Here is a 26,435-nt window from a genome sequence, read left to right on the forward strand (position 1 = left end):
ATGAAAGAATTAGATTTAATCCTCAAAAATATTAAAAATAAAGAGTTTCTGCCGATTTATTTTTTCCACGGTGAAGAACCTTTTTTTATGGATGTTGCCGTAAAATCATTTGAAAATGATGTTTTGGAGGAGGATGAAAAAGCTTTTAACCAAACGGTGGTTTATGGTAAAGACACTACTTTCAGCGACGTACTTTCACTCGCAAGACAGTTTCCGATGATGGGTGAAAAGCAGGTCATTATTCTCAAGGAAGCGCAGGAAATCCGGATGACGGAAAAAGAGACAGAAGCGCTGAAAATCTATGCTGAAAACCCTGTCGAATCTACTCTTTTGGTCATTGCCCATAAATATAAAAAAGTAGATTCCCGGAAAAGTTTCGCAAAGACGCTTTCGAAAAACAAGATGCTTTTCCTGAGCGAAAAAATGCGCGATTATGAAGTCCCAAAATGGATTGATCAGGAAATCAGGAGTTTGGGTCTGAAAACAAAACCCAATATTCCGGCTTTGCTTTCAGAATACCTTGGAACCGATTTATCCAGAATCTCCAACGAGCTACAGAAACTCAAAATGATTCTTAAAGGGGACGAAATCCTCGATGAGAAAACCATTGAAACCCACATCGGGATCAGCAAAGAATTCAACGTTTTCGAACTCCTCAAAGCGCTGGGTAAAAAAGACGAAGGCAATGCACTCAGGATCGCCCATTTCGTAGGGAAATCGCCGAAGAACAACCCATTGCCGATGATGATGGGCAACCTTTATAATTTTTTTTCCAATCTTATAATTTTTCATACTTCACCGGGCATTCCTCCGAATGTTTTGGCCGGTCAGCTCAATGTGAATCCGTATTTTATGAAAGATTTTGCTGAGGCGGCGCGGTTTTATAACCTTAAGCACTGCACGCGGATCATTTCAATCCTCCGCGAAATCGACCTTAAAAACAAAGGACTCGGCGCAGTAAATATGGACGAAAGCGAACTGCTTACGGAAATGGTGTATAAAATACTGAACGTCGATAAATATAAAGTAAAAACCTGATGTTAATGAAGTTTGCAACGGAAAGTATTATTTTTATGGCGACTTTTTCCGCCCTCCGTTCCCGCTTTTTTGCTCCATTGCATTCCGCAAAAGAGCTTCACTCAGGTCGGGTCGCGGACACAGTTCTCAGGAAATCCAGTTATTAAAATTAAAACCGGGAAATTTCATCCAATTTAGTTTTAAACCAAATTTCGAATATTGAAAAAATTCATCATAAAATAAACTTCAACCCAAAATAAATAACGATTTTTGAAAATTCAAAATCTTAATCTCAACCTTAATTAATGGAACAGAATATTTTAGACTGCGTGATCGTAGGTTCCGGACCTTCCGGATTTACCGCAGCAATTTATGCAGCAAGAGCCGACCTGAAACCTGAATTGTACACCGGTCTTGAGCCAGGCGGACAGTTAACCACCACCACAGAAGTTGATAATTTCCCGGGATATCCGGACGGCGTTACAGGTCCGCAAATGATGATGGATCTGCAGAAACAGGCCGAAAGATTTGATACCAAAGTTCATTACGAATTAATTACCAAAGTTGAATTTTCAAGGGAAGCAGGCGGTGTTCACAAATTGTGGGCAGGAAATAAGGAGATTTTCGCAAAATCGGTGATTATTTCTACCGGCGCTACCGCAAAATATCTTGGTTTGGATGACGAGAAAAAATATTCAGGAGGCGGTGTTTCTGCATGCGCAACCTGTGACGGATTTTTCTATAAAGGAAAAGATGTTGTAGTAGTGGGAGCGGGTGATACTGCTGCTGAAGAAGCTACTTATCTCGCTAAACTTACGAATAAAGTAACGATGCTTGTAAGAAAACATGAGTTCCGCGCTTCAAAAGCCATGGTTCACCGTGTGGAAAATACGCCCAATATTGAAGTGAAATTCAACCATGAACTGATCGCTATTGAAGGCGAAAATTCTTTAGTTGAAAGAGCGGTGGTTATCAATAACCAAACTCAGGAAACATCAAAAATAGATGTTCACGGTATTTTCATTGCCATTGGTCACAAACCGAATACGGATATTTTTGCAGGTCAGATCGATTTGGATGAGAGCGGATACATCAAAACTGTTCCTGGTTCGAGTTTAACAAATCTGCCGGGCGTTTTCGCAGCAGGAGACGTTCAGGATCATATTTACAGACAGGCAATCACTGCAGCAGGTAGCGGATGTATGGCCGCGATGGATGCAGAGAAATATCTGGCGGAATTGGCATAACTGTCGGAATGTGCCTGTGGCGCATTCAAATTCATTCATGAGAAATATTTTTTACATATTTATCGGTGGAGGTTTGGGAAGTGTGCTGCGCTTCCTGGTATCAAATCATACCCAGAAACTGTGGAACATAAATTCCTTTCCCATGGGAACATTCGTGGTCAATATTATTGGGTGTTTTTTGATAGGGATTTTCAGTTCTTATTTTCTGAAAGCCGATAATTATCTGAAGTTTCTGCTGATCACCGGATTTTGTGGAGGCTTCACCACTTTTTCCACCTTTTCGGCAGAGAATATTTCATTATGGGAAAGCGGAAACTATTTTATTCTGGCAGGATATATTCTGCTGAGTATCGTAGCAGGCTTTGGAGCTGTTTATTTGGGTCTTAATTTATCCAGGAATTAAATTTTTCCCTTTGAATATTAGGTTTTTAACATAAAATTTAAAAAATTATTTGGAGGATAGGCAAAAGCTTTCTATATTTGCACCACTGAAAATGAGAAATCATTTACTGGAGGAATGGCAGAGTGGTCGATTGCGGCAGTCTTGAAAACTGTTGACTGTAACAGGTCCCGGGGTTCGAATCCCTGTTCCTCCGCCCAGTTTTATAAAACCTACTGATTGACAGTAGGTTTTTTTTGTGCTTATTTCTTTCCTCCATTTTCACTAATTTTACACGATGGATCCACTGGAGCAGATTATAGAATTCAAAACATCACCCGAACTTATCGCTAAACTGAAGGAGTACAGCAGCTCAAAGGTGTACAAAGCAGGAGATTTAATTCTGGATGAAAACTCATCGGTCAGGGCCATACCTATTGTAACCAAAGGAACCCTGAAAGTCATGCGCACGGAAGAAGACGGCCGCGAAATTCTTCTCTATTACATTAAAGCCGGTGAAAGCTGCATCATGTCATTTCTGGGCGGAATGCACGATGAAAAAAGTAAGGTGAAAGCTGAAGTGGAAGATGATGCAGAAATCCTTTTTCTGCCGATGGATAAAGTTTCCCTTTTCATTAAAGAATATCCCGAGTGGCTCGATTATATTTTTCGGCTTTATCACAAACGTTTCGAAGAACTTCTGGAAATTGTAAATGCCGTCGCATTCACGAAAATGGATGAAAGACTTCTTTCCCTGCTGCAGAAAAAGAAAGAATTAACAGGAAGCAAAATCCTTAATATTACTCACGAACAGCTGGCCAATGAACTCGGAACAGCCAGAGTAGTGGTTTCAAGACTCTTAAAACAGCTCGAAGAAAGCGGCACCGTAAAACTCGGAAGAAATAAAATTACCCTTATGTAACCAAAGTAACTGTGCAGGTTTCTGACTTGATGCAATTTTGCAGCATCAAATTCAGCAAGCATGGATATATTAGGTTATACAGCCTCAGTTTTTATCGGAATTTCTTTAGGGCTCATAGGCGGCGGCGGAAGCATACTCACCGTTCCGGTTTTGGTCTATCTTTTCCGCATTGATGCTGTGTTGGCTACAACATATTCCCTTTTCATTGTCGGGATGACGAGCGTTGCAGGTTCAGTTTCTTATTTCAAGAAAGGACTGATCAATCTTAAAACCACACTTATATTTGGCGTACCGTCCATACTTTCTGTATTTCTCACCAGAATGTACATTGTCACTGCCATCCCTGAAGTGATTTTTACCACAGGAAATTTCAACTTTACCAAAAACATGATGCTCATGCTGGTTTTTGCGATACTGATGATTTTCGCCTCTTACAGCATGATTAAAAAATGTACCGGTGAAGACTGTTTCCCGTCTGAAGATCAAAAAGTAAAAAACGCAGCAGTGATCCTGCATGGTATTGTGGTGGGGTTTGTAACGGGCCTTATCGGTGCCGGCGGCGGATTTCTGATTATTCCTGCATTGGTCAATTTACTCAAGCTGGATATTAAAAAAGCCATTGGAACTTCGCTTTTCATTATAGCCCTCAATTCTTTATTTGGGTTTGGGGTTTCAGTTTCCCATTCGGTCATTGAATGGAATTTCATCTTAAAAATATTAGGCCTTGCTATTTCTGGTGTTTTTATCGGAAGCTGGCTTTCTACTAAGATTGACGGTAGGAAACTGAAGCCCGCTTTCGGATGGTTTGTTCTCATCATGGGAGTGTATATCATTATCAGAGAAACTTTCATCAATTGATGTTTCCGTTAATTATTCCAATTTAAAAATTCTAACAGTAAAAATTAAATATCATGTCACAGCAACATTATTACGAAGTAAAAGCAGAATGGAAAGAAGGACGTAAAGGAACATTATCTTCCCCGGTCTTGAACGAAACCATCGAATGCGCAACACCACCTGAATTTTCAAACGGAGTCCCCGGTATCTGGTCGCCGGAGCATTTGTACGCCGCAGCCATCAGCAGCTGCTATCTTTCAACTTTTCTGGCGGTTGCCGAAAATTTCAAACTTTCTTTTCAGAATTTTTCATGTAAAACAGTCTGTAAACTGGAAGTCGTAGAAGGAAAATACCAGATCACCGAAGCAGAAATAACGCCTGAACTTCTGCTTGAAAATCCTGAGCAGGACCGAGAAAAAGCTTTAAAAGTTCTCGAAAAATCAAAGGCTGCGTGTTTAGTCACAAACTCGATGAAAACGGCTGTAACGCTGAATACTCACCTTCTGTAACAAAAGTAACTGTGCAGGAAATTGGTTTAAACGAATTTTGCATCACTAAACAAAATAAAAATTGAACAATGAATATCGAACAGATTTATACCGGATGTCTGGCTCAGGGAGCATATTACATCACCTCAAACGGAGAAGCGGCTATCATCGATCCTTTAAGGGAAACTCAGCCTTATATTGACCGCCTCGAAAAAGACGGTGCGAAACTGAAATATATCTTTGAAACCCATTTTCACGCAGATTTTGTGAGCGGACATGTGGACCTGAGTAACAGAGCAGGAGCGGAGATCGTTTATGGCCCTACAGCAAATCCGAAGTTTAAAAGCATTATTGCTGAAAACGATCAGATTTTCGAAATCGGAAATGTAAAAATTAAAGTATTGCATACTCCCGGGCATACCATGGAGAGTTCATGTTTTCTGTTAATTGATGAACATGGGAAAGAATCTGCGCTGTTCAGTGGGGATACCCTTTTTCTCGGCGACGTCGGAAGACCGGATCTTGCCCAGAAAGCCTCGCACCTCACTCAGGACGAACTGGCGGGCTTGCTGTACCAAAGTTTAATTGAGAAAATTATGCCGCTTGCAGATGATATTACGGTTTATCCGGCACATGGAGCCGGGTCGGCTTGCGGAAAAAACATGCAGAAAGAAACAGTAGACACGCTCGGTAACCAGAAAAAGACCAATTACGCCCTTAACCAGCGCAATAAAGAAGCGTTCATTAAAGCAGTAACGAACGGTCTGTTGGCGCCTCCCGCTTATTTCGGAATGAATGTCGCGATGAATAAAAATGGATACGGCAGTTTCGAGCAAGTGCTGAATATGGGAATGACCGCTTTTTCTGCAGATGACTTCGAGATGACCGCAGAAAACAGTGGCGCATTGATTTTGGATACGAGAAGCAATGTAGATTTTGCCAAAGGTTTTATTCCGCAGTCGGTGAATATCGGGCTCAATGGAGATTTTGCTCCTTGGGTAGGTGCCATGATTGTCGACGTAAAACAACCGATTTTATTGGTCAATGACGAAGGTCAGGAAGAAGAAGCAATTACCCGGTTGAGCCGTGTAGGTTTTGACTCTGTTTTAGGTCACTTGAAAGGAGGTTTTTCAGCATGGAAAAACTCAGGAAAAGAAACCGATGACGTGAACAGAATAACTGCAGATGAATTTGCATCGCGTTTTGAAACAGGAAAAAGTATTGTAGTAGATGTCCGCAGGGAAAGCGAATATGCTGCGGAACATGTCGAAGAAGCTTACAGCAAACCACTGGCGTATATCAATGACTGGATTAAAGATGTCGATTCTCAAGAACATTTCTTTCTGCACTGTGCAGGCGGTTACCGCAGCATGATTGCGGCTAGTATTCTGCAGGCACGAGGTTACCGGAATTTTACAGAAGTGGAAGGAGGTTTCAGCGCGATTGTACAAACCAATGTTCCCAGAACTGATTTTATCTGTCAAAGCAAAGTCTTATCACCCAATTCATAATTAAGTATAAATATTAAAGAAGAAATCATGTTTAATTTATTTAAAAATCTTTTTACCCTGGACAACAGCGCTTTGGCTGAGATTATCAACAGCGGAGCCTATCTGGTAGACGTGAGATCTCCCGGCGAGTTCTCCTCCGGAACTGTAAAAGGCGCAGTAAACATTCCGCTGGATGCTATCCCGAAACATTTAGGTAAATTTGCCGGTAAGAAAAACACAGTGGTTTTCTGCAGAAGTGGTAACAGAAGCAGCCAGGCCAAAAGAATCCTGGAACAGAACGGCATCAGTAATGTGAGCAATGGCGGAGCCTGGCAAAATGTACAACAACTCTTAACAAAGTAAACGAAAATATGACAGAACTTATTCAGCAGCCGTGGCCTTGGTATATAGCAGGACCATTGATCGGACTTACCGTTCCGGCGCTGTTAATCCTCGGTAACAAATCATTCGGAATCTCATCTTCGCTGCGGCATATCTGTGCATCGTGCATGCCGGCCAATATTCCATTTTTCAAATACAACTGGAAAAAAGAGGTGTGGAATTTATTTTTTGTCTTCGGAATTTTTATCGGCGGTGTAATTACCATGCTGTTTTTTTCAAATCCTAATCCGATTGAGGTAAACCCCAATTTGGCGAAGGAGCTCGCAGGATATGGTATTACCGATTATAGCAACCTTGTTCCGACAGAACTCATGAACTGGGAATCTCTTTTCACGGTACGCGGTTTACTGATGATGGTCGGGGGCGGCTTCATGGTTGGATTCGGTACCCGTTATGCGGGAGGGTGCACGAGCGGACACTCGATTATGGGAATTGCCAATCTGCAGCTTCCGAGTTTGATTGCCACAGTGTTTTTCATGATTGGCGGCTTTTTGATGGCCAATGTATTACTTCCGATAATTCTTTCTCTTTAAAATTAAAAAAATGCAACAGAATATAGATCCTAAAGACGATCTCGAACTAAGGTCACTGGATACCATGTGTGTGAACGAAAGCCACCTGCAGCACCGCTGGTATCATAATCTCAAATATCTTGTACTCGGAACCCTCTTCGGAATTCTCTTTATCAAAGCTGAGGTAATCAGTTGGTTCCGCATTCAGGAAATGTTCAGGTTACAGTCTTTTCACATGTACGGTATCATTGGCAGTGCTGTTCTGGTCGCTATGATTTCGATATTTCTGATTAAGAAATTCAATGTCAAAACCGTTTATGGAGAAGAAATCGTTTTCCACAATAAGACCTTCAATAAAGGCCAAATCTATGGAGGACTCATTTTCGGCTTAGGCTGGGCACTTACCGGCGCATGTCCGGGGCCGCTTTTTGCTCAGATCGGAACAGGTGCAACCGTGATAGCGGTAACTTTGTTGAGCGCTATTGCCGGAACATGGGTGTATGGATATTTCAGAGAGAAATTGCCTCATTAAACTCTGTAAAACTTTCAAAATAAATCACAAAGAATGAATTCGGAAAGAAAAGCACACTGGGAAAAAGTGTACGAAACGAAAAACCCAGACGAAGTGAGCTGGACTCAGGAAGTTCCGATAACTTCGCTGGAAATGATCCGCTCGTTTAACTTAGACCGTTCTGCAAAGATCATTGATATTGATGGCGGCGACAGCAAACTCGTGGATTTTCTCCTCGATGAGGGATTTGAAAATATTACCGTTCTTGATATTTCCGCGAAAGCGCTTGAAAAAGCCCAGAAAAGGTTAGGTGAAAAAGCTGAAAAGGTGACATGGATCGTGAGCGATATTACGGAATTTAAACCGGATACGACCTACGACATTTGGCATGACCGCGCTACCTTCCATTTCCTGACGGAGGAATGTCAGATTAAAAAGTATGTGGAAATTACTGAACACGCCGTAAGCGGTTATCTTACCATAGGAACATTCTCAGAAAACGGCCCCGAAAAATGCAGCGGTCTGCTAATTAAACAATATTCTGAAGAAAGCTTTGCGAGGTTTTCGGAAAAGGTTTTGAGACTTTAAATTGTCGGCTCGAAAATCATCTGACTCCTTTCGGAACGGAGCAGAATTTTGTGTTCTGCAGTTTTGTAAGGAAAGTATAATCCGTGGAAAATAATTTTTATTTCCGCAAGTAAGGAGCCATTGTACTTTAAATGATTTCTTAGAATCTAGAGTATTGCGGCCAAAGGAAAAACATGTTTTTTTTTTAATTTCAGAAGGTGAAATCAATCTTTGGAATGATTTTCACTGTGAACTTAAATACTTATGTTAACCTTTATAACCAATACTATGAAAATAAAAATCAACGGATTCGAATACACCAAAGAAGAAGTGCTGGAGGGACTTAAAGAAAAAGGTTACCTGATTCTCAAACATACCATTCATGTGGAAAAGTGCATCAACGGCTGTTTTCACGTCAGAAAACACTATCATACCGAATGTGCCCTGAAGGGAGAGGATCTTCCGGATGAAAACACCCAGTGGCACCATGTCGCTTCGAAAGTATTTAAAAGGTTCTACTCTAAACCGCCTCTTGTGTAGTTTTCATCGTTTCGGACAGTTCTCATCCCTTTTTTCAGTAATTTAAACGTAGGTGCTTAGTGACGCTCAATAAAAATATTAGCTGTTTAATATCATTTATTTAGAGATGTCCGTGCATTGCTGCGTTGTGTTTAAATCTTTATATTTGTTCATCTAATCAATACTTTTGTCCCGTCCGTGGACAGAGGTTACCTTATAACCTTTTTTTAAGCATGAACAATAAACCCTTACATCATTTCCACATTCCGGTCATGGGATTGGCTTACACCATCGACAGTCCTATCCGGGTAGCCCAGTACGGTATTTCCTCCGTTGTCTCTATCATCGATGATGAAATTGTAGAGCGAATGAGAGATTTTTACAGCAGCAAATTCAATTTTGATTTTTCTGCAATTTCAATTAAGTCCGAAGATTACCGAGCCAAAAGAGTAACCGCGTATCTTGATCTCATGGACGGTATCGTAAAGAAAAAATTTAATGAGTTTAAGGATGAACTCAGCAAAAATGCGGATGCGCTTCAGAATTTTATGGGTATGCTGCCGAATGCCTCCGATTTTAAGGAAGGTCTGCAAAGTATTCTTGATAAAAAAGATGATCTTGCAGGACAGATTAAAAATTATCTTGAAGCTCATCTCAGTCCGGGTGAAATAGATGTCAACATCATGACAAAAGTGGACAAAGATAACTTTGTGAAAAATGAACAGCTTCCTACCATGTACAACGATGCACATGCATCATTACGTGGTTTTGCAAACAGTCAGCTTTCCAGTTCTGTGGTATTTTCTGCCGGAATGAATCCGCGGCTTTACAGCTATTTGGAAGAGTTTGATGATTTTTATCCGGATAACGCCGGAACGTTGAAAAAGAAGATTATTCTAAAGGTCAGCGATTTCCGTTCGGCAATGATTCAGGGAAATTTTCTGGCAAAAAAAGGACTTTGGGTATCGGAATACAGAATAGAATCAGGATTAAACTGCGGCGGACATGCATTTGCCACCGAAGGCCTGCTGCTTGGACCTATCATGGAAGAATTCAAACAGAAAAAAACTGAACTTCAGACTTCTGCGCATTCACTGATGAGTGCTGCTCTCCAACAGAAAGGCAGAACGGTACCTGCACAGCCTCTTGAGATAAAAATCACGGTACAGGGCGGTGTCGGTACTGCTGAAGAGCATGAATTTTTACTTTCCCATTATGAGGTCGACAGTGTCGGCTGGGGGTCGCCGTTTTTACTCGTTCCTGAGGCTACTTCTGTAGATGTTGAAACCAGAACCCTTTTAGCACAGGCGAAAGAAGATAATTTTTATTTAAGTAATATTTCACCGCTTGGTGTGCCTTTCAATACGGTAAAAGGAACAAGTAACGAGTTCATCAAACAGCACAATATTTCAGGAAATAAGTATGGAAGTTCATGTCCGAAGAAATTTCTGGCTTTAAGTAAGGAATTCGGTCCGAAAGGAACCTGTACCGCTTCAAAAAAATACCAGGACATCAAGCTTGCCGACCTGGAAAGCGAAAAGGAGAATCTGAACCCGAAACAGTATGAAATTCAAAAAAGCAAAATCACCGATAAATCCTGTTTATGTGTAGGATTGGTAAATTCAGCATATATGGAGCAGGGGATTGCGGTAAAAGGCGAAAAGCAGGGAGTAGTGGTGTGTCCGGGGCCCAACCTCAGTTATTTCGATAAAGAGGTGACGCTTTCCGAGATGGTAAGACATATCTACGGAAACGTGAATATTCTTCCTGATCACCGACGTCCTCATGCTTTCATCAATGAACTGAAACTCTATGTAGATTATCTGAAGAAAGAGATTGTTGAATTTTCGGATGAAATTACAAAGTCTCAGGTTAAAAAGTGGGAGGGATTCAAAAATAATTTGCTGAGCGGGATTCAGTACTACGAAGATTTATTTGTGAATACGAGTTTCTTTAAGCCCAATTTGGAATTAATTACTTCTGAATTAAAAGATTTTAAACTGAAAACCGCTCATATTGAAATTCCCCAAATTAAAAGTGAGTAAATAATCATACTTCATCATACAACCGCTTCTGAAAAGAGGCGGTTTTTTTATATCTTGTTTTCCATTAATAGCAATCGTGACTGTGCTTTTAATTTTACAATTTCTGTTTATCTTCGGATCGATTTGCTGTATTTTAGAATTAAGTTTTTTCAGGAACAAGATACATCGGATCCTCCAGAATATTGACCTCAATGATGGCTTCTGCATTTTTTAAAAGGGTAATACAGTCCGGACTTAAATGCTGCAGCCTGACGGTTTTACCGGCATTATGATATCGCTGGGTAATGGCATTCAGGGCTTCGATAGCCGACATGTCAACCACACGGCTTTCCGCAAAATCGATGATAATTTCAGCGGGATCATTCGCTACATCAAACTTTTCTGAAAAATTGGTCACTGAGCCGAAGAACAGCGGGCCGTAAATATCGTAATGCTTTACGCCGTTTTCGTCCACGTGTTTTCGGGCACGGATCCGCTTGGCATTGTCCCACGCAAAAACCAGGGCAGAAATAATCACTCCAATTAAAACTGCCAATGCAAGATTATGAAGGAAAACGGTAATTAAAGTCACCACAATCATTACGAAAATATCAGATCTCGGCATGCGTTTAAAAATTCTCAAACTTGCCCATTCGAAAGTTCCGATGGCTACCATAATCATCACACCGGTCAGCGCTGCCATCGGTAATTTTCCAATGACGGGCGCGCCGACAAGGATAATCACTAATATAGTGAGAGCAGCAACAATTCCAGAAAGTCTTGCGCGCGATCCTGCGGAAAGATTCACCAAAGTCTGCGCGATCATCGGACAGCCGCCCATTCCGAAGAAGAAGCCGTTTAAAATATTGGCACTTCCCTGAGCCACGCATTCTCGGTTAGAATTGCCTTTGGTTCCGGTGATTTCATCCACCAGATTCAGCGTTAAAAGTCCTTCCGTTAAACCAACGGCCGCCATAATCATGGCATAGGGAAAGATGACTTTCAGTGTTTCGAGGTTCAGCGGAATGTTTGGAATGTGGAAAGGTGGTAGACTACCGCTTACCGAAGCAATATCTTCCACCTGTTTGGTATCGATATTAAAGATCATGACGATGGCGAAAACAACTGCAATAGCGACGAGGGATGCCGGGATTTTTTTGGTGAGTTTCGGCAGCAGCAGGACAATGGAAATGGTGAGCGCAACTAAAACTGCCATGATCAGAAACGGTGTTCCTGTTAGCCACTCAGTGTTTCCGTTGACGGTCATTTTAAACTGCTCGAGCTGAGACATGAAGATCACAATGGCAAGTCCGTTCACAAAACCGAACATTACAGGTTGTGGTACCAGTCTTATGAATTTCCCGAGTTTCAATAATCCTACGCCGATCTGCAGCACACCGGCTAAGGCGATGGCGCCGAAAACATATTCCAACCCGTGTGATTTCATTAAGGCGATGAGAACGATAACTGTTGCGCCTGCACCGCCGGAAATCAGTCCGGGTCGTCCTCCGAAAATTGCGGTCACAAGTCCCATAATGAAAGCGCCGTACAATCCAACCAATGGCGGAAAACCAGCTAAAATGGCGAATGAAAGTGACTCGGGAATCATCGTCATTGCGACGGTAAGACCGGCCAGAATTTCAGTGCGGTAGTTTACTTTCTGGGAGAAATCGAACAGGTTCAGAACAGCTTTCATCGGAGTTATTATGCTGCAAAAGTAGGAGTTTGAGAAAGAAAGGACAAATTGCTTCCCTCAAACCAACTCCAGACTAGATTATATAGATAAGACCGGAAAGTGTGTGATATAAATCTAATTTCCATTCAGGCTCCAAATCAAAGCCTTTTCTTTTACCGCGCGGAAAATCGTACTGTGCTCTTCAGTGGGAGCGGGGCTATAATTCCATTTTAAATTGGGGAGGTTTGCCGATTTTAAAGTTTGAGAAATCTGCTGGGTAAATTCGGAAGTGCTTGGTTCTTTGGAACTGGCAAACCATAATTTTTTTTGGCTTCCCGCAGGAAATTTCGTCAAATAGTCTTTCGCCGTTGAGGTTAAATGATGATTGTTCCACCACAGCGAAGGATCAATAGCAATATAATTATCGAACATTTCCGGACTAGTGAAGAAAGTTTCCATGATGAATAATCCGGCCAAAGATTCTCCGATAATGCTTTTTTCCTGCGTCGCTCTGTATTTTCCGTTGATTTCTGGAAAAAGGTCCTCTTTAATAAAATCCCGGAATGTTGCCGAACCTCCTACAACTGCGGCGATTTTTTTATCCTCTTCAACGCTGGTAAATCCAGTGAGATCTCTTCTGCGCTGCGTATTTTCAATTCCGACAAGAATGACCGGGCGGATCCTTTTTTCCTTGATCAGTTTTGCAACGGTATTGGCAAGATGAGGAAAATCTTCCTTAATTCCGCCGTCCGCCATATAAAGAACCGGAAAAGAGGAATTTGTGGACAGGTATTCTGATGGTTTCCAGACATTAATAATTCTTTTTTCACCCAACAGTTTGGAATCCAGTATAAAAGAGTCATGCACCGGAACTGGATCGGTTTGCTGCACGCTGCTTGCGCAGCTGCTGAGTAAAATAAGGAGGAATAAGGACAGATAATGCATTGTTTTTATATGGATGAATTCTGAGGTTCTTAAAGGGTTCCGGATTAAATTAACGGTTTTTTTGAATGTGTCAGTGGTCTTTTTTCATAACAGTAAAAAGCACGGCTTTAACCGCGCTTTGAAAGTTTAGGCCTCGTGGCCATACATTTTATTGTAAAGTTTTATATAGCGTTCTTTTACTGCTTTACGTTTAAGTTTTAGTGTCGGTGTGAGAACGCCGGAGTCAATTGACCAGATTTCCGGAGTGAGTTCGAAAAGCTTGATCTGTTCCCAGCTGCCGAGTTTGGTATTCAGATAGGCAATTTCCTTGCCGATTCTTTCCTTAAGTTCAGGGCTGTTTGCCATTTCTTCCGGCGTTTTTCCGATGTTGATGTTTTTTCTTTCTGCCCAGTGCTGTGCGAAGTTGAAATCGGGCTGCACCAGCGCACATGGCATTTTTTCTCCATCACCTACTACCATAATCTGCTCGATGAATTTCGATGCTTTTGCCTGATTTTCAATCACCTGAGGTGCAATGTATTTTCCGCCTGAAGTTTTGAACATTTCTTTCTTACGGTCGGTGATATGAAGGTAACCTTCTTCATCGATATGTCCGATGTCGCCGGTTTTGAAATAACCGTCTTCTGTGAAAACTTCTTTCGTCATTTCCTCGTTCTTAAAATATCCTTTGAATACGGAAGGACCTTTAACGGTAATTTCCCCGTCTTCCTGAATTTTTACATCCAGATTTTCCAGCACATGACCTACAGTGCCTACTTTTATTTTTCCGAAACTGTTCACTGAAATTACAGGCGAGGTTTCCGTTAATCCGTAACCTTCCAGGATTGGAATTCCGGCGTTCTGGAACATTTTGTTGAGTCGGGGCTGAAGTGCAGCTGAGCCCGAAACCAACGTAATGATGTTGCCACCCAAACCTTCTCTCCATTTGGAAAATACCAGTTTGTCTGCAATAATTTCCTTTAAGCCTGAAGGTTTGCCGAGTTTTTGTTTTGCTTTGTTCACGCCGAGTGCCCAAAGGAAAATTTTTGATTTCAGTCCGCCTGCGCTGGTTCCTTTATCGTAAATTTTATCGTAAACTTTTTCGATCAATCTTGGCACTACCGACATGATGTGCGGCTTCACTTCCTTGATGTTATCGCCCATTTTTTCGATGCTTTCCGCAAAGTAAACGGAGTAGCCGTTATACTGATAAAGATAGAAAAGCATCCTCTCGAAAATATGACATATCGGTAAGAAACTTAAAATCCTGATATCCTGATAATCCAGTCCTTTTACGCGGGGAATTCTTGGATCCGAAGCCAACACGTTCGATACAATATTATGGTGAGTCAGCATAACGCCTTTAGGTTTGCCTGTGGTTCCGGAAGTATAAATAATGGTGGCAAGATCTTCAGAGTTAATGCTGTTGGCCAGATCATCCACTTCATTTTGGGTGCTTTCGTCTTTTCCTAAATCAAGAATTTCGTTCCAGTTCGGTGCGCCGTCTACCTCATCGAAAGTAAAAACTCCTTTCAGCGAAGTAACATTGTTTTTAATCTTCATCACCTTTTCGTAGAGTTCAGTGTCGGAAACAAAACAGTACTGCACTTCAGCATTATTAAAGATGAAATCGTAATCTTCGGGTGAAATGGTCGGATATACAGGAACTGAAACTGCTCCGATCTGGGCAATACCCAAATCCATCACTGCCCATTCCGTGCGGGTTGCTGAAGTAATAAGTGCGATTTTATCGCCGGGCTGAATGCCCAGTTTTAAGAGACCTCTGGAAATTTTGTTTCCCAGATTGATGAAGTCTTTGGTTGAAGTTTTCTCCCATTCGTCATTATATTTCGTATTGAACATGTCTTCGCGGGAGTAATTCTCTGAGGCATGATGAGCAAAATCGAAAATTCGTTTTATAGTCATAGTAAGTTTATTTAGAAAAGATATCGCTGTTAACAAAAATTAACATTGCTTACGGGTAAAAATATCATTTTTATTTTAAACAGCAAAAAGTATTTTTTACTGCCGGTTTCATGAATTTTCGTCATTTTTAAAGGATGGCGAATTTAAATTTCCGCGTTTTTATGAATTATTTGCACCATTAAGATTTAAATTTTTTAATTTTTAGAAAAATTGTAGATTTACGGGCAAACAATTATATACTTTTATGGACTTTAATTTATCTGAAGAACAGTTGATGATTCAGCAGGCAGCAAGAGATTTTGCACAAACAGAACTTTTGCCCGGCGTTATAGAAAGAGACAATGCACAGAAGTTTCCTCACGAACAGGTGAAGAAAATGGGAGAACTGGGTTTCCTGGGAATGATGGTGGATCCAAAATACGGCGGCGCCGGCATGGATAGCGTTTCTTACGTTTTAGCCATGGAAGAAATAGCAAAAATAGATGCTTCAGCTGCGGTTGTGATGTCAGTAAACAATTCTTTGGTATGCGCAGGACTTGAAAAATTCTGCAACGAGGAACAGAAAATGAAGTATCTGAAGCCTTTGGCAAGCGGAGAAGTAATTGGTGCTTTTGCTCTTTCTGAGCCTGAAGCAGGTTCTGATGCTACTTCCCAGAAGACCACAGCTGTAGATATGGGCGATCATTACCTCCTTAACGGTACTAAAAACTGGATTACGAACGGTGGTAACGCAACCTATTACATCGTTATCGCACAAACCGATCCGGAGAAAAAACATAAGGGAATTAATGCTTTCATCGTAGAAAAAGGATGGGCAGGTTTCGAAATCGGGCCGAAAGAAGATAAGCTGGGGATCCGCGGAAGTGATACCCATTCTTTGTTATTCACTGATGTAAAAGTACCGAAAGAAAACAGAATCGGTGAAGACGGATTCGGATTTAATTTCGCAATGGCAGTATTGAACGGCGGTAGAATAGGGATTGCTTCCCAAGCGTTAGGAATTGCTTCCGGTGCTTACGAACTGGCGCTGAAATATGCCAAAACAAGAAAAGCTTTTAAAACCGAAATCATCAATCACCAAGCGATTGCCTTCAAATTAGCCGACATGGCAACCTCCATTATGGCGGCAAGAATGTTGTGTTACAAAGCAGCAACAGAAAAAGATCAGGGAAAAGATATCTCAGAAATTGGCGCAATGGCCAAGTTATACGCTTCTCAGGTAGCGATGGATACTTCCGTTGAAGCTGTTCAGATCCACGGCGGATATGGGTACGTAAAAGAATACCACGTGGAAAGAATGATGCGTGATGCAAAAATCACCCAGATCTATGAAGGAACTTCTGAGATTCAGAAAATCGTGATTTCAAGAAGTATCGCGAAGTAACATTTAAATCACTAAAACGTTCGGCATGAAATATATGTGGATCACCCTTGCAGCAGTTCTGCTGCTTTTATCCGGAACTGTTTACTACAAATATTATTTTGTTTTCGGTGAAGGAGTAAAATCGGGAATTCTAAATTATGCGGTGAAAAAAGGCAATGTCTTCAAAACCTACGAAGGCAAACTGATACAGCAGGGTTTTGGAGCGAATCCGAAAACCGGCAGTTTGACAAGTTATGAATTCGAATTTTCTATTGAAAACGAAGAGATTTTCAAACAGTTTGAAATCAATAACGGAAAAACCTTTGATCTGCATTATAAAGAATATCACGGTGTCATTCCGTGGCGCGGAAATACCACTTATGTAGTCGACAGAATAGTGAATATGAAATAATGAAAAGCCTTCCAATCCGGAAGGCTTTTTTGATTTATTGAATCTTAAATGTTTCTCTTTTGGACCTGAAAATTAAAATAAAACATTCTAATTTTTCGGAAGATACTTCGAATAGTCTGTATCCGTAGTTTCGGTGGGTTTCTCTTCCGGAACAGGATCCGTGGATGTTTGGTTCTGAGTGGGATAATGGGCAGCAGTCTGTTGAGTATTGAGCTGTTCTCTTTCAAATTCTGTCTGCATTTTTTTCTTTCTGTTTTTGCTCACAAAGTACCAGATTCCGCCTGCGATCAGGAATATGGGCCAAAATGGAAGCAATAACAGAACGCCGTCGCCCAATACTTTAAATCCTTTCATAAAAGCGCTGCTGAAGTTGTTGTTATCTTCTTCTTTTTTGGTGTTTTCGAGAGAAGTGCCTGCAATATTCTCATTCTGAATCAAAGTAATTTCAACGTCGCACATTTGTGAGCCTATATAATCTTTCCCTTCAGAAGCCGTACTTTTCGATTTCACGTCACCCAGTTGTGTGGAAAGGTTTTCAACCAGATTGTCGAAATGCTGAAGCGGGATTTTTGCAGTAATATATTCGCGCTGAATACCTTCATTCTGATTGAAGTTTTCGGTGACCAAATCAGCATTGTTTTCCCTTATTTTTTGTCTTAAGACAGCTTTAGCATTATTAAGGTCTTCCACCTGAATTTCCAGTTTGGCTGTTTTTACCAGTGGATCCTTGTCCGCAATTGGCGGAACGGTAACCGAATTGTTTTGATCTGGCTGTGTTGAAGGAGTTTTAGCCGCTGAATTTTCTGACGCAGGATTCTGTTTTTTAGTCTGCTTCAGGATTTTATCGGCTGTTCTTGTAAGGACTTTAATGGTGCTTTCACCGTTTTTTAAAGACTGGTTTGCAGAATCAAGTGTTTTTACTACTTCGGTTCCTACCACTACATTTTTCGTGATTTTCTCAATCTGTTTGTTGATGGAATCGATTCTCCAGCTGCCTGATTTTATCGTGCTGTCGATCGATTTTTTCTGCTTTTGGATTTCGGGAATGATCACTTTTTTTGCGATCCCGTCGGAATCTGTAATGGTTTTGGATATGGAATCCAGGGTTTTGATGCCGTTATTGGCTTTGGTAAACAGGCTATCGGCATGTTTGATGTTATCCGTTGTCTGTTGAATTGAATTTTTATCACAGGAAATTAAAGCACCTGTAATAAAAAATGAAAGAAGTATTTTCTTCATGATTGATTTTGAATTTAAAACAGTGAAACAGAATCAAATAGTATTCCCTAAAAACACTGAAAACATTTAAATAACTGCAGATGAGTCTTTTGCAAATCAATTTACAACCGCTTTACAAAAGCAGAATTAAATTCTCCAGGTAAATAAACCGCCGTTTACCTCTGCACAAAAAAAATCTCCGGCAGAACTGAAGATTTTGATTATTATTTTACTGTGGATTTCTGAATTCACTGATGAAATGCAGTTTCACATTCGGGAATTTCTCCTGGGTCATATGAATCGTAAATGACGAATCTGCAAGGAAAACGGGCTGTCCGTATTTGTCTTTTGCCATGAAACGCTGTTTCAGTCGTGCAAACTCCTTGAATTCTTCTGATTTTTCATCCGCTTCAATCCAGCATGCTTTATGAATGGAAAGCGGCTCGTAATTACATTTTGCGCCGTATTCGTGTTCCAAACGGTACTGGATGACTTCGTACTGTAAAGCCCCGACGGTACCGATGATTTTTCGGTTGTTCATATCCATCGTGAACAGCTGTGCTACGCCTTCGTCCATCAGCTGATCGATTCCTTTTGCGAGCTGTTTCGCTTTCAAAGGATCCTCATTGTTGATATATCTGAAATGTTCCGGTGAAAAACTTGGGATTCCTTTGAAATTAATTTTTTCTCCGGCAGTGAGTGTATCACCGATTCTGAAATTTCCCGTGTCGTGAAGTCCTACAATATCGCCGGGGAAACTTTCATCGACCACTTCTTTTTTGTCTGCGAAGAAAGCGTTGGGTGAAGAAAACTTCATTTTTTTGTTGTCTCTTACCAGCAGGTAATTTTCATTTCTTTTGAATGTTCCCGAAACAATTTTCACAAACGCCAGTCTGTCGCGGTGTTTAGGATCCATATTTGCGTGGATTTTAAAGACAAATCCGGTAAAATCTTTTTCCTCAGGTTTTACAACCCGGGTTTCGGACTCTTTTGGCTGCGGTTTCGGAGCGATATCAATAAAAGCATCCAGTAATTCCCGAACTCCGAAATTATTCAGGGCAGAACCGAAGAACACAGGCTGCAGATCACCGTTCATATAATCTTCACCGTTAAATTCAGGATAAACTGACTGCACAAGTTCGAGTTCTTCTCTTAAATTGGCCGCGGCTTTTTCACCGATCACTTCATCTATTTTCGTATCACTGATATCGTCAAATTTGATCGCTTCGCCAACTTTCTGCTTTTTCTCTTCCAGAAACAGCTGAATATTGTTTTCCCAAATATTATAAATTCCCTGGAAATCAGATCCCATCCCAATCGGTAAAGAAAGCGGACATACGGTTAAACCTAATTTCTGTTCTACTTCATCCAACAAATCGAAAGCATCTTTACCTTCCCGGTCTAATTTATTGATGAAAACCAACATTGGAATATTCCTCATTCTGCAGACCTTAACGAGCTTTTCAGTCTGTTCCTCAACTCCTTTTGCCACGTCGATAACCACAATTACAGAATCTACTGCTGTTAAAGTCCGGTAAGTATCTTCCGCGAAATCTTTGTGACCGGGCGTATCTAAAATATTTATTTTATGGTCTCTGTATTCAAATGCCAGAACGGAAGTCGCGACAGAAATCCCTCTCTGTCTTTCGATTTCCATAAAATCGGAGGTTGCTCCTTTTTTAATTTTGTTCGATTTTACCGCACCGGCCTCCTGAATTGCACCTCCGAAAAGAAGCAGTTTTTCAGTTAAGGTGGTTTTTCCGGCATCGGGATGCGAGATAATTCCGAAGGTTTTTCTTCTTTCTATTTCTTTGATGAGTTCTGACATAATTAAATTTGAATCTGCAAAAATCGTGTTTTTTTATGGAAAATGAAAAAGAAGTTTTTGGTAAGCTTAGATTCGCTTTTTTATCTTTTTAATTTATATTTGTTGAAACTAAATCTAAATGGAAGAAAGCAATCCGCGGAAAAAATATATTTTCGACTGGAAAGGAGCATTTGCGCTTATTGGAGGGATGATTGTAGGAACTGCAGCAATATCTGTTATCAACGTATTTTCTATGTTTGTTTTCAATGAGAATCTGCAGTACAGAGATTTTTATTTAATGATTGTAAATGCAGCGGGTTTTTTGGGAGCGATTTTCGCCTTTGATTATTTTATTGCGCGTCCCCAAACCGGAAGAGCGCTTCATTTCAATCTTTCTCCAACGAATATTGGTACTTACATTTTAATTTTTCCAATGATGCTGGGAATGATGTTTATTGCTGAATTTATTACAGGACAGATTCCCGTTACCGGACCGTTTTTCGGGAAGTATTATGAGTTTTTTACCAGATTAATGGCTCAGATGACGAATGATAAAGCTACCATGGTCGTGCTTGCTGTCATCATGGCACCAGTTTTCGAAGAGATTGTTTTCCGTGGAATTATCCAGAAAGGACTAATTAATAAAGGCATGAAACCATTTTCGGCGATTTTGGTTTCTTCACTGATCTTTGGGCTTGTTCACGGCAATCCGTGGCAATTGGTGGGTGCGGTGATGCTTGGCTGTGTTTTGGGCTTGGTGTATTACAAAACAAAATCGATGCTTCTTCCGATGCTGTTGCATGCTTTTAATAATCTCTGTTCTTCTCTATTAATATTTTACGGAAATACTGAAAGTTTTGCCGAAACCTTCAAAGTCTCCGAATGGTACGTTTTAGGATGCGGAATCATCCTCTTGTCCTTATTTTATTACCTGTTCATGAAAAAATACAGGGTTCATTATTCTGAAAATTAAATTAATTCATTTGCCACCTATATGACCAGAGAAATTCTCATCGCTACCCATAACCAGCATAAAAAAGAAGAAATTCAGCAGATTTTGGGAGAAAATTTTAAAGTGACCTCTTTAACGGATTATGATCTTCACGAGGAAATTGTAGAAGACGGAACTACTTTTCACGAAAACGCATTAATTAAGGCTAAATACTGTTTTGAAAAAACCGGAAAGCCAAGTTTGGGAGACGATTCCGGATTGGTTGTGGAAGCGCTGGACGGAAGACCGGGGATTTATTCCGCACGGTACGCCGGAAACCATGATTTTGCTAAAAACATGGCAAAGGTATTGGAAGAAATGAAAAATGAGGAAAACCGGAAAGCTTATTTTGTTACGGTAATGTGTCTGGTAGATGAAAGCGGGGAGAGGTATTTTGAAGGCCGGGTTTATGGGAATTTAACACGCGAAATCCGTGGTGAAAAAGGCTTCGGTTACGACCCGATTTTTATTCCGGAGGATTACTCAATCACTTTTGCTGAAATGAAAGCGGAGGATAAAAACGCCATCAGTCACCGGAAAGAAGCCATTGAAAAATTCCTTAATTTTCTGAAGGTCTGATTAGTATTTCTGAGTAAAAATTAAATACAGTAGAATTTAAGCGTGAAATCACCCTTAAATTTTCAGTTAAAAATTGTATTTTTGCACCTCACTAAAGAAAAAAGATGTTAGAAAAGATTGATGAATTATTGGTTGAGGTTGGCAATTTCAGCACAGCGAATAAAGATGAAATTGAGCAGTTTCGGATTAAGTACAGCGGTAAAAAGGGAATACTCAACGATATTTTTGCTAAATTCAAGGATGTGCCCAACGAACAGAAAAAAGAATTCGGCCAAAAGATCAACACCCTGAAACAGGCTGTTGAAGCAAAACTTGATGATCTGAAAAATGCTTCCTCTTCTAACCTTATCCTCGAAAAAGACGATTTAACGAAGCCCGGTTTTTCTTCAGAACTTGGGACCCGTCATCCGATTAATCTGGTGAAAAATAAAATTATTGAAATCTTCAAGTCGATCGGTTTTGCTGTTGCAGACGGACCGGAAATTGAAGACGACTGGCATAACTTTACCGCATTAAATCTGCCGGAATATCACCCAGCGAGAGATATGCAGGATACTTTTTTCATCGAAACCAATCCGGATATTCTTTTAAGAACTCACACTTCTTCCGTGCAAATACGTTACATGGAGGAAAATCAGCCGCCGATGAGAATTTTATCACCGGGACGTGTTTTCAGAAACGAAGCGATTTCTTCCCGTTCGCACTGTATTTTCCATCAGATCGAAGGCTTGTATATCGACGAAAATGTAAGTTTTGCAGATTTAAAACAGACCATTCAGTTTTTTACCACTGAACTTTTCGGAAAATCTAAAATCAGAATGAGACCTTCTTATTTCCCGTTCACTGAGCCGAGTGCAGAAGTGGATGTTTACTGGGGTTTGAATTCTGAAACCGATTACAGAATTACCAAAGGAACCGGCTGGCTCGAAATTATGGGCTGCGGAATGGTAGATCCTGCGGTTTTACAGAACGTAAACATTGATGCTGATAAATATTCCGGGTACGCTTTTGGAATGGGAATCGAGCGAATTGTGATGTTATTGTATCAAATGAGCGACATCAGGATGTTCTTTGAAAACGATAAAAGAATGCTGGAGCAGTTCAAAAGTTTATAATTAAGCAGACATTTCTGGGTTGATTTAATTTCAAATATTAATAAAACAAAAACTTCCGGGTAATTCCGGAAGTTTTTGTTTTAAAGTAATACTAGAATTCACTTTTTTTGCTGCAAAGCGAATTTTACTTAAACCAGTGTTTCGCCTGGTTGTAATCGATATAATAAGAAAGTTTCAAAGAAATATTATTCACCATAGGTTCCTCGAAAAGCCTTTTGAAATTTTGATTAAGACCGATTTTAGATTCGTTTAAATAATTTCCCACTGCATTTCTGTACAGTAAAGTTAGCTGACTTCCAGGCGCAAACCACCACGAATACCTCAAATCTACATTCCAGGAATTGAAAGTTCCGTTTCGGTTTTGGGTAAACTGATCGGTATCAGTAACACTTCCGTCCGCATTTAAGGTGTGGAAGCTTTTATAGGTCACTTCAGATAAATAATGTCTGAAGGCAAGATTTACCGCCATTTTATTGTTGAAAGTATATTGTGAGGATATCCCGTTTTCGATGGTGAAGCGGTTTCTTGTCCCGATGAAAATATCGGTGTCATTTTTTCCTACAAAACCCTGATCATTATTGATATAATTAATATTTGCATTATAAAACAAACGCAGCTTATCGGAAAATTTATAGCTTGGACTGATGTCATAAATCAATTGATATCTGCCTTTTTGGTCAAAAGCATAATAATCAACAAAAGTATTCAGGCGGAAATTCTTGCGGCTGTCGGTATTGATATAAACCCACGGGTTGATCATCGCCGGAACTTTCAAATATCTGCCGTTTTGCCGCGGTTCATAAATGTCGTTTTCCCCGAAAGGCCAAATCATCAGTCCGCCGCCAAGACCAAAAAAGTTTTTTTTCGTGGTGTCGAAACTGTTGTGAATAATGAACTGATTGAAAAGATCATTATCAAGCCTTCTCCGGTGTGTTACTTCCAGTCTGTAGCTCAGATTATTCAGATTTCCCTTCGGCTGAAGATAACGGTAAGAATAGATTCCCTGAAAAGACTGAAAATTGGTTCGGTCATAATAACCCAGATCTCCGATGTCATAATCTTTTGTTCTCATGAAATAATTTGCGCCAAAACGGTTTGCACCGGAAACTTTATTGAAACCTCCGGATGTTTCGTTTCCGTGTTTGGTGCCGCCATCCATCACAAAACTTTCTTTTGTTCCGCCGAAATACTGGTATGTATTTTCCTTGTTTCTGATGTCGAAAAGCAGAGCCGTTACATTAGCATCACGAAAGCTGCCGTCTCTTGTCACGTTGGTATTAACTAAAGATACCGACGAGTTTCCTCTGAACCGCTGATCAAGAACCAGAACGTTGTAATTTGACCAGGGTTCGGTAACTTCTTCTCTAATTTCGCCGGTGTTGATGTTTTGAATTTCAGCATTCATCTTTTCAGTCACGGCGTTAAAAAAACCAATCCCGAGACCTTTGTTGGTTCTTCCTGAGATTTTCACTGCATTGAAGAGTTTTACTTTGTCAGGATTTTCAATAAATTCTTCATCCTCGTTCAGTGTTGGCTGATGGGACGGACTTCCGCCGATCCTTCGCGAATAGAAGAGGTTTCCTTTACTGAAAAGCTCAGTTCCTTCCGTGAAGAACGGCCTTTGCTCCTGAAACTGCACTTCGAAAGGTGATAAATTCAAGACCGATTTATCGAAAGAAGTCTGCCCAAAATCAGGAATCAGCGTTAAGTCTAAGGTGAAAGCATCGTTGATGCCGTATTTTACATCCATTCCGCCATTGATATTGGCGGTGGTTTTTCCGTTAAATTTATTGACATAGGTGGACATATAAGGCAGGAAGGAAAGGCGGGTAGGAGGATTTATTTTTTCAACACCGTGCAAAACACCGTCGTAAAGCATATAACTTCCTTTCTTATTGTCAACAAAATTCCAGTCGTAGATAGCGTTGGTTCTTTTAATCAGGCGCAGAAAATTTATTCCCCATTCCTGCACATCATTTTTTGGAAACCGCAGCTCCGAATAAGGAATTTTCATTTCAACCGTCCATCCGGTTTCTGTAATTTTCACTGCGGAAAACCAAACGGCATTCCAGCTGAAATCCTCTCCGAAATCGTTGGTTAATTTCGCATCTGCCTGAACGCCTTCAGGGGTAAGAAGAAACTCTAAACTCTGCTGGTGATCATTGTAACCGTTTAAAGTCACTCCGAAGATGTCATCATTTTCAAGATTGTCTCTTTCTGTAAGTTCGCGCGCAATTTTTCCGGGTTCGTTATCGTAGAGCGTGGCGCCGAAATAAACGCCGGTATCATCATAAAGTATTTTTACTTCCGATCTGAAATTTTCCTCAATTGGCTTTCCATTATTGGGTCGGCGCTCGATAAAATTACTGGCTATGGGAGCATTCTGCCACATTTCTTCATCCAGTATTCCGTCGATTTTCGGCGGAGTGGCTACTTTAACAGCAGTTATCTTTTTTCGGGAAATACTGTCGTTTTCGCTTTTCTGGGAAAAACACATGCTGAAGACAGCGGTAAAGGCAAGAAAGTACAGGCGGGTTTTCATGGAGTTTTATTTCTTGAGAATAAGACAACAAAAAGACACTATTTGTTACATATAAAACAAAAAAAACCGGACGGAGCCGGTTTTGAGTATAATCAGGTTTAAATTTAATTTTAAAAAAAACTTAGCGGGTACTTCACATTTCTGTAGGAATCAAGACTTGCTTTCAGAGATCCCACGGCAAGTTCTGCTTTAATGGCTACAGGAACGTAATTTCTGTCGTTACTTACCCAAAGCGTTACCCCTTCTTTATCCTTAAAGACTCTTCCGCTAATCACCTGCGGTACTATTCTCAGACAGTTTACTGTTCCGAACTTGGTTTTTACATTTTCCGTTCCCACTACTTTCAGCTGAAAAGGGAACAGTTCGTCATCAATCCATACGTTGAGTTTCTTTACACTTCCTATTTTAAGTTCGCTGGAGTCCAGACTTCTAAGATAATAGAAAGCAGAAAGCATGTCCTGCACGCCCTTCACCGATTTTTCAACGGTTGATGTGTTTTTCTCCTTATCGGTTAAAACCAGGGTTTGGTTACTGTGGTTGAAAACCGTTTCGAAATGCTGCGTATAGCCCCCTTCCTGAACATTTCTTACATAGAAACTCGGTAAACCTGTATTGTAATTAATGAAACTTTCGTAATGGTCTTCCACTTTGAAAAATGCGCGCACTGCACCCGTTGTTCTTCCATATCCTTTTACATAAAAGTGAGGCTGGCCTTTGTAGGTGGTTTTGAGGGTGGTTAAGGTGGCTGTTCCAGCATTCAGAATTCCGTAATGAATTCTGTAATTTAAAACTTCACCGGACTGAATATTATCGAACTTTTGGGAAAATCCCAGGGCAAAAAAAAGAATACCCAAAACACTAAAAAACTTTTTCATAGACTTAGTTTTGCAAAAAATTTGCCACAAATATAAAACATTGATTTTATTGAAATTTAAAATGATAATTGTCATTGGTATGCAACCCGCCGT

At 40.5% G+C, this 26,435-nt stretch carries 24 protein-coding genes, 1 tRNA gene and 1 pseudogene; 19 read left to right on the forward strand and 7 right to left on the reverse strand.

What is annotated here, in order from left to right:
* The 14 genes and pseudogenes from holA to KSK37_RS01890 all read left to right on the forward strand — a co-directional run bounded on the left by holA (position 1) and on the right by KSK37_RS01890 (position 10,936).
* Positions 1-1,038, forward strand: coding sequence for a DNA polymerase III subunit delta (gene holA, locus KSK37_RS01825; protein WP_217199093.1), 1,038 nt, complete (start codon positions 1-3; stop codon positions 1,036-1,038).
* Positions 1,039-1,322: 284 nt separating this feature from the next.
* Complete coding sequence (gene trxB, locus KSK37_RS01830) at positions 1,323-2,264, forward strand: thioredoxin-disulfide reductase (RefSeq protein WP_088358165.1); 942 nt, start codon at positions 1,323-1,325, stop codon at positions 2,262-2,264.
* 37 nt (positions 2,265-2,301) lie between these two features.
* Positions 2,302-2,667, forward strand: a complete 366-nt coding sequence (crcB, locus tag KSK37_RS01835; protein WP_088359390.1) for a fluoride efflux transporter CrcB — start codon at positions 2,302-2,304, stop codon at positions 2,665-2,667.
* 108 nt (positions 2,668-2,775) lie between these two features.
* A tRNA-Ser gene (locus tag KSK37_RS01840) sits at positions 2,776-2,860 on the forward strand.
* An 81-nt stretch (positions 2,861-2,941) separates the two neighbouring features.
* Positions 2,942-3,565 (forward strand): Crp/Fnr family transcriptional regulator, encoded by a 624-nt coding sequence (locus KSK37_RS01845; RefSeq protein WP_088358164.1) that lies wholly within the window; start codon positions 2,942-2,944, stop codon positions 3,563-3,565.
* 60 nt (positions 3,566-3,625) lie between these two features.
* Complete coding sequence (locus KSK37_RS01850) at positions 3,626-4,423, forward strand: sulfite exporter TauE/SafE family protein (RefSeq protein WP_217199094.1); 798 nt, start codon at positions 3,626-3,628, stop codon at positions 4,421-4,423.
* A 53-nt stretch (positions 4,424-4,476) separates the two neighbouring features.
* Positions 4,477-4,911: an OsmC family protein gene (locus KSK37_RS01855; protein ID WP_217199095.1), complete on the forward strand. Its 435-nt coding sequence runs from the start codon at positions 4,477-4,479 to the stop codon at positions 4,909-4,911.
* A 68-nt stretch (positions 4,912-4,979) separates the two neighbouring features.
* Positions 4,980-6,401: an MBL fold metallo-hydrolase gene (locus KSK37_RS01860; protein WP_217199096.1), complete on the forward strand. Its 1,422-nt coding sequence runs from the start codon at positions 4,980-4,982 to the stop codon at positions 6,399-6,401.
* Between the two features lie 27 nt (positions 6,402-6,428).
* Positions 6,429-6,743: a rhodanese-like domain-containing protein gene (locus KSK37_RS01865; protein ID WP_217199098.1), complete on the forward strand. Its 315-nt coding sequence runs from the start codon at positions 6,429-6,431 to the stop codon at positions 6,741-6,743.
* 8 nt (positions 6,744-6,751) lie between these two features.
* Complete coding sequence (locus KSK37_RS01870) at positions 6,752-7,315, forward strand: YeeE/YedE family protein (protein WP_217199100.1); 564 nt, start codon at positions 6,752-6,754, stop codon at positions 7,313-7,315.
* Between the two features lie 10 nt (positions 7,316-7,325).
* Positions 7,326-7,826 carry a DUF6691 family protein gene (locus KSK37_RS01875; protein ID WP_088358158.1) on the forward strand — a complete coding sequence of 167 codons (501 nt, stop codon included), beginning with the start codon at positions 7,326-7,328 and terminating at the stop codon, positions 7,824-7,826.
* A gap of 33 nt (positions 7,827-7,859) precedes the next feature.
* Positions 7,860-8,473 (forward strand): annotated as a pseudogene (locus tag KSK37_RS01880) (class I SAM-dependent methyltransferase).
* Between the two features lie 187 nt (positions 8,474-8,660).
* On the forward strand, positions 8,661-8,912 hold the full coding sequence (locus tag KSK37_RS01885) for a hypothetical protein (protein ID WP_144069813.1): 252 nt from the start codon (positions 8,661-8,663) through the stop codon (positions 8,910-8,912).
* 212 nt (positions 8,913-9,124) lie between these two features.
* On the forward strand, positions 9,125-10,936 hold the full coding sequence (locus KSK37_RS01890) for a hypothetical protein (protein ID WP_217199102.1): 1,812 nt from the start codon (positions 9,125-9,127) through the stop codon (positions 10,934-10,936).
* Positions 10,937-11,075: 139 nt separating this feature from the next.
* On the opposite strand, the gene KSK37_RS01895 is transcribed toward KSK37_RS01890, so the two are convergent.
* From KSK37_RS01895 to KSK37_RS01905, 3 genes are all read right to left on the reverse strand, one after another.
* Positions 11,076-12,611, reverse strand: coding sequence for a SulP family inorganic anion transporter (locus KSK37_RS01895; protein WP_217199104.1), 1,536 nt, complete (start codon positions 12,609-12,611; stop codon positions 11,076-11,078).
* Positions 12,612-12,725: 114 nt separating this feature from the next.
* Positions 12,726-13,544: an alpha/beta hydrolase gene (locus KSK37_RS01900; protein WP_217199402.1), complete on the reverse strand. Its 819-nt coding sequence runs from the start codon at positions 13,542-13,544 to the stop codon at positions 12,726-12,728.
* Positions 13,545-13,661: 117 nt separating this feature from the next.
* Positions 13,662-15,440, reverse strand: a complete 1,779-nt coding sequence (locus tag KSK37_RS01905) for an AMP-dependent synthetase/ligase (protein WP_088358153.1) — start codon at positions 15,438-15,440, stop codon at positions 13,662-13,664.
* A gap of 244 nt (positions 15,441-15,684) precedes the next feature.
* Between KSK37_RS01905 and KSK37_RS01910 the strand changes: the two genes are divergently transcribed.
* Both KSK37_RS01910 and KSK37_RS01915 read left to right on the forward strand, forming a co-directional pair.
* On the forward strand, positions 15,685-16,824 hold the full coding sequence (locus KSK37_RS01910) for an acyl-CoA dehydrogenase family protein (protein ID WP_217199106.1): 1,140 nt from the start codon (positions 15,685-15,687) through the stop codon (positions 16,822-16,824).
* 25 nt (positions 16,825-16,849) lie between these two features.
* On the forward strand, positions 16,850-17,215 hold the full coding sequence (locus tag KSK37_RS01915; RefSeq protein WP_217199108.1) for a hypothetical protein: 366 nt from the start codon (positions 16,850-16,852) through the stop codon (positions 17,213-17,215).
* An 87-nt stretch (positions 17,216-17,302) separates the two neighbouring features.
* On the opposite strand, the gene KSK37_RS01920 is transcribed toward KSK37_RS01915, so the two are convergent.
* Both KSK37_RS01920 and KSK37_RS01925 read right to left on the reverse strand, forming a co-directional pair.
* The gene (locus KSK37_RS01920) at positions 17,303-18,454 is read right to left on the reverse strand and encodes a DUF4349 domain-containing protein (RefSeq protein ID WP_217199109.1); all 1,152 of its coding nucleotides are present in this window, start codon (positions 18,452-18,454) and stop codon (positions 17,303-17,305) included.
* 208 nt (positions 18,455-18,662) lie between these two features.
* Complete coding sequence (locus KSK37_RS01925) at positions 18,663-20,261, reverse strand: peptide chain release factor 3 (RefSeq protein ID WP_217199110.1); 1,599 nt, start codon at positions 20,259-20,261, stop codon at positions 18,663-18,665.
* A 118-nt stretch (positions 20,262-20,379) separates the two neighbouring features.
* Between KSK37_RS01925 and KSK37_RS01930 the strand changes: the two genes are divergently transcribed.
* From KSK37_RS01930 to pheS, 3 genes are all read left to right on the forward strand, one after another.
* On the forward strand, positions 20,380-21,213 hold the full coding sequence (locus tag KSK37_RS01930; RefSeq protein ID WP_217199111.1) for a CPBP family intramembrane glutamic endopeptidase: 834 nt from the start codon (positions 20,380-20,382) through the stop codon (positions 21,211-21,213).
* A gap of 21 nt (positions 21,214-21,234) precedes the next feature.
* Entirely contained in the window at positions 21,235-21,810 is a 576-nt protein-coding gene (gene rdgB / locus KSK37_RS01935) for an RdgB/HAM1 family non-canonical purine NTP pyrophosphatase (RefSeq protein WP_217199112.1), read from the forward strand.
* 104 nt (positions 21,811-21,914) lie between these two features.
* Positions 21,915-22,925, forward strand: coding sequence for a phenylalanine--tRNA ligase subunit alpha (pheS, locus tag KSK37_RS01940; RefSeq protein ID WP_217199113.1), 1,011 nt, complete (start codon positions 21,915-21,917; stop codon positions 22,923-22,925).
* A gap of 124 nt (positions 22,926-23,049) precedes the next feature.
* On the opposite strand, the gene KSK37_RS01945 is transcribed toward pheS, so the two are convergent.
* Together KSK37_RS01945 and KSK37_RS01950 are read right to left on the reverse strand one after the other, a co-directional pair.
* Positions 23,050-25,467, reverse strand: a complete 2,418-nt coding sequence (locus tag KSK37_RS01945) for a DUF5916 domain-containing protein (protein ID WP_217199114.1) — start codon at positions 25,465-25,467, stop codon at positions 23,050-23,052.
* A gap of 110 nt (positions 25,468-25,577) precedes the next feature.
* Positions 25,578-26,342 (reverse strand): DUF3108 domain-containing protein, encoded by a 765-nt coding sequence (locus KSK37_RS01950; RefSeq protein WP_217199117.1) that lies wholly within the window; start codon positions 26,340-26,342, stop codon positions 25,578-25,580.
* Positions 26,343-26,435 lie beyond the last annotated feature (93 nt).

The sequence above is a fragment of the Kaistella soli genome (genome assembly GCF_019038595.1).
Lineage (GTDB): Bacteria > Bacteroidota > Bacteroidia > Flavobacteriales > Weeksellaceae > Kaistella > Kaistella soli.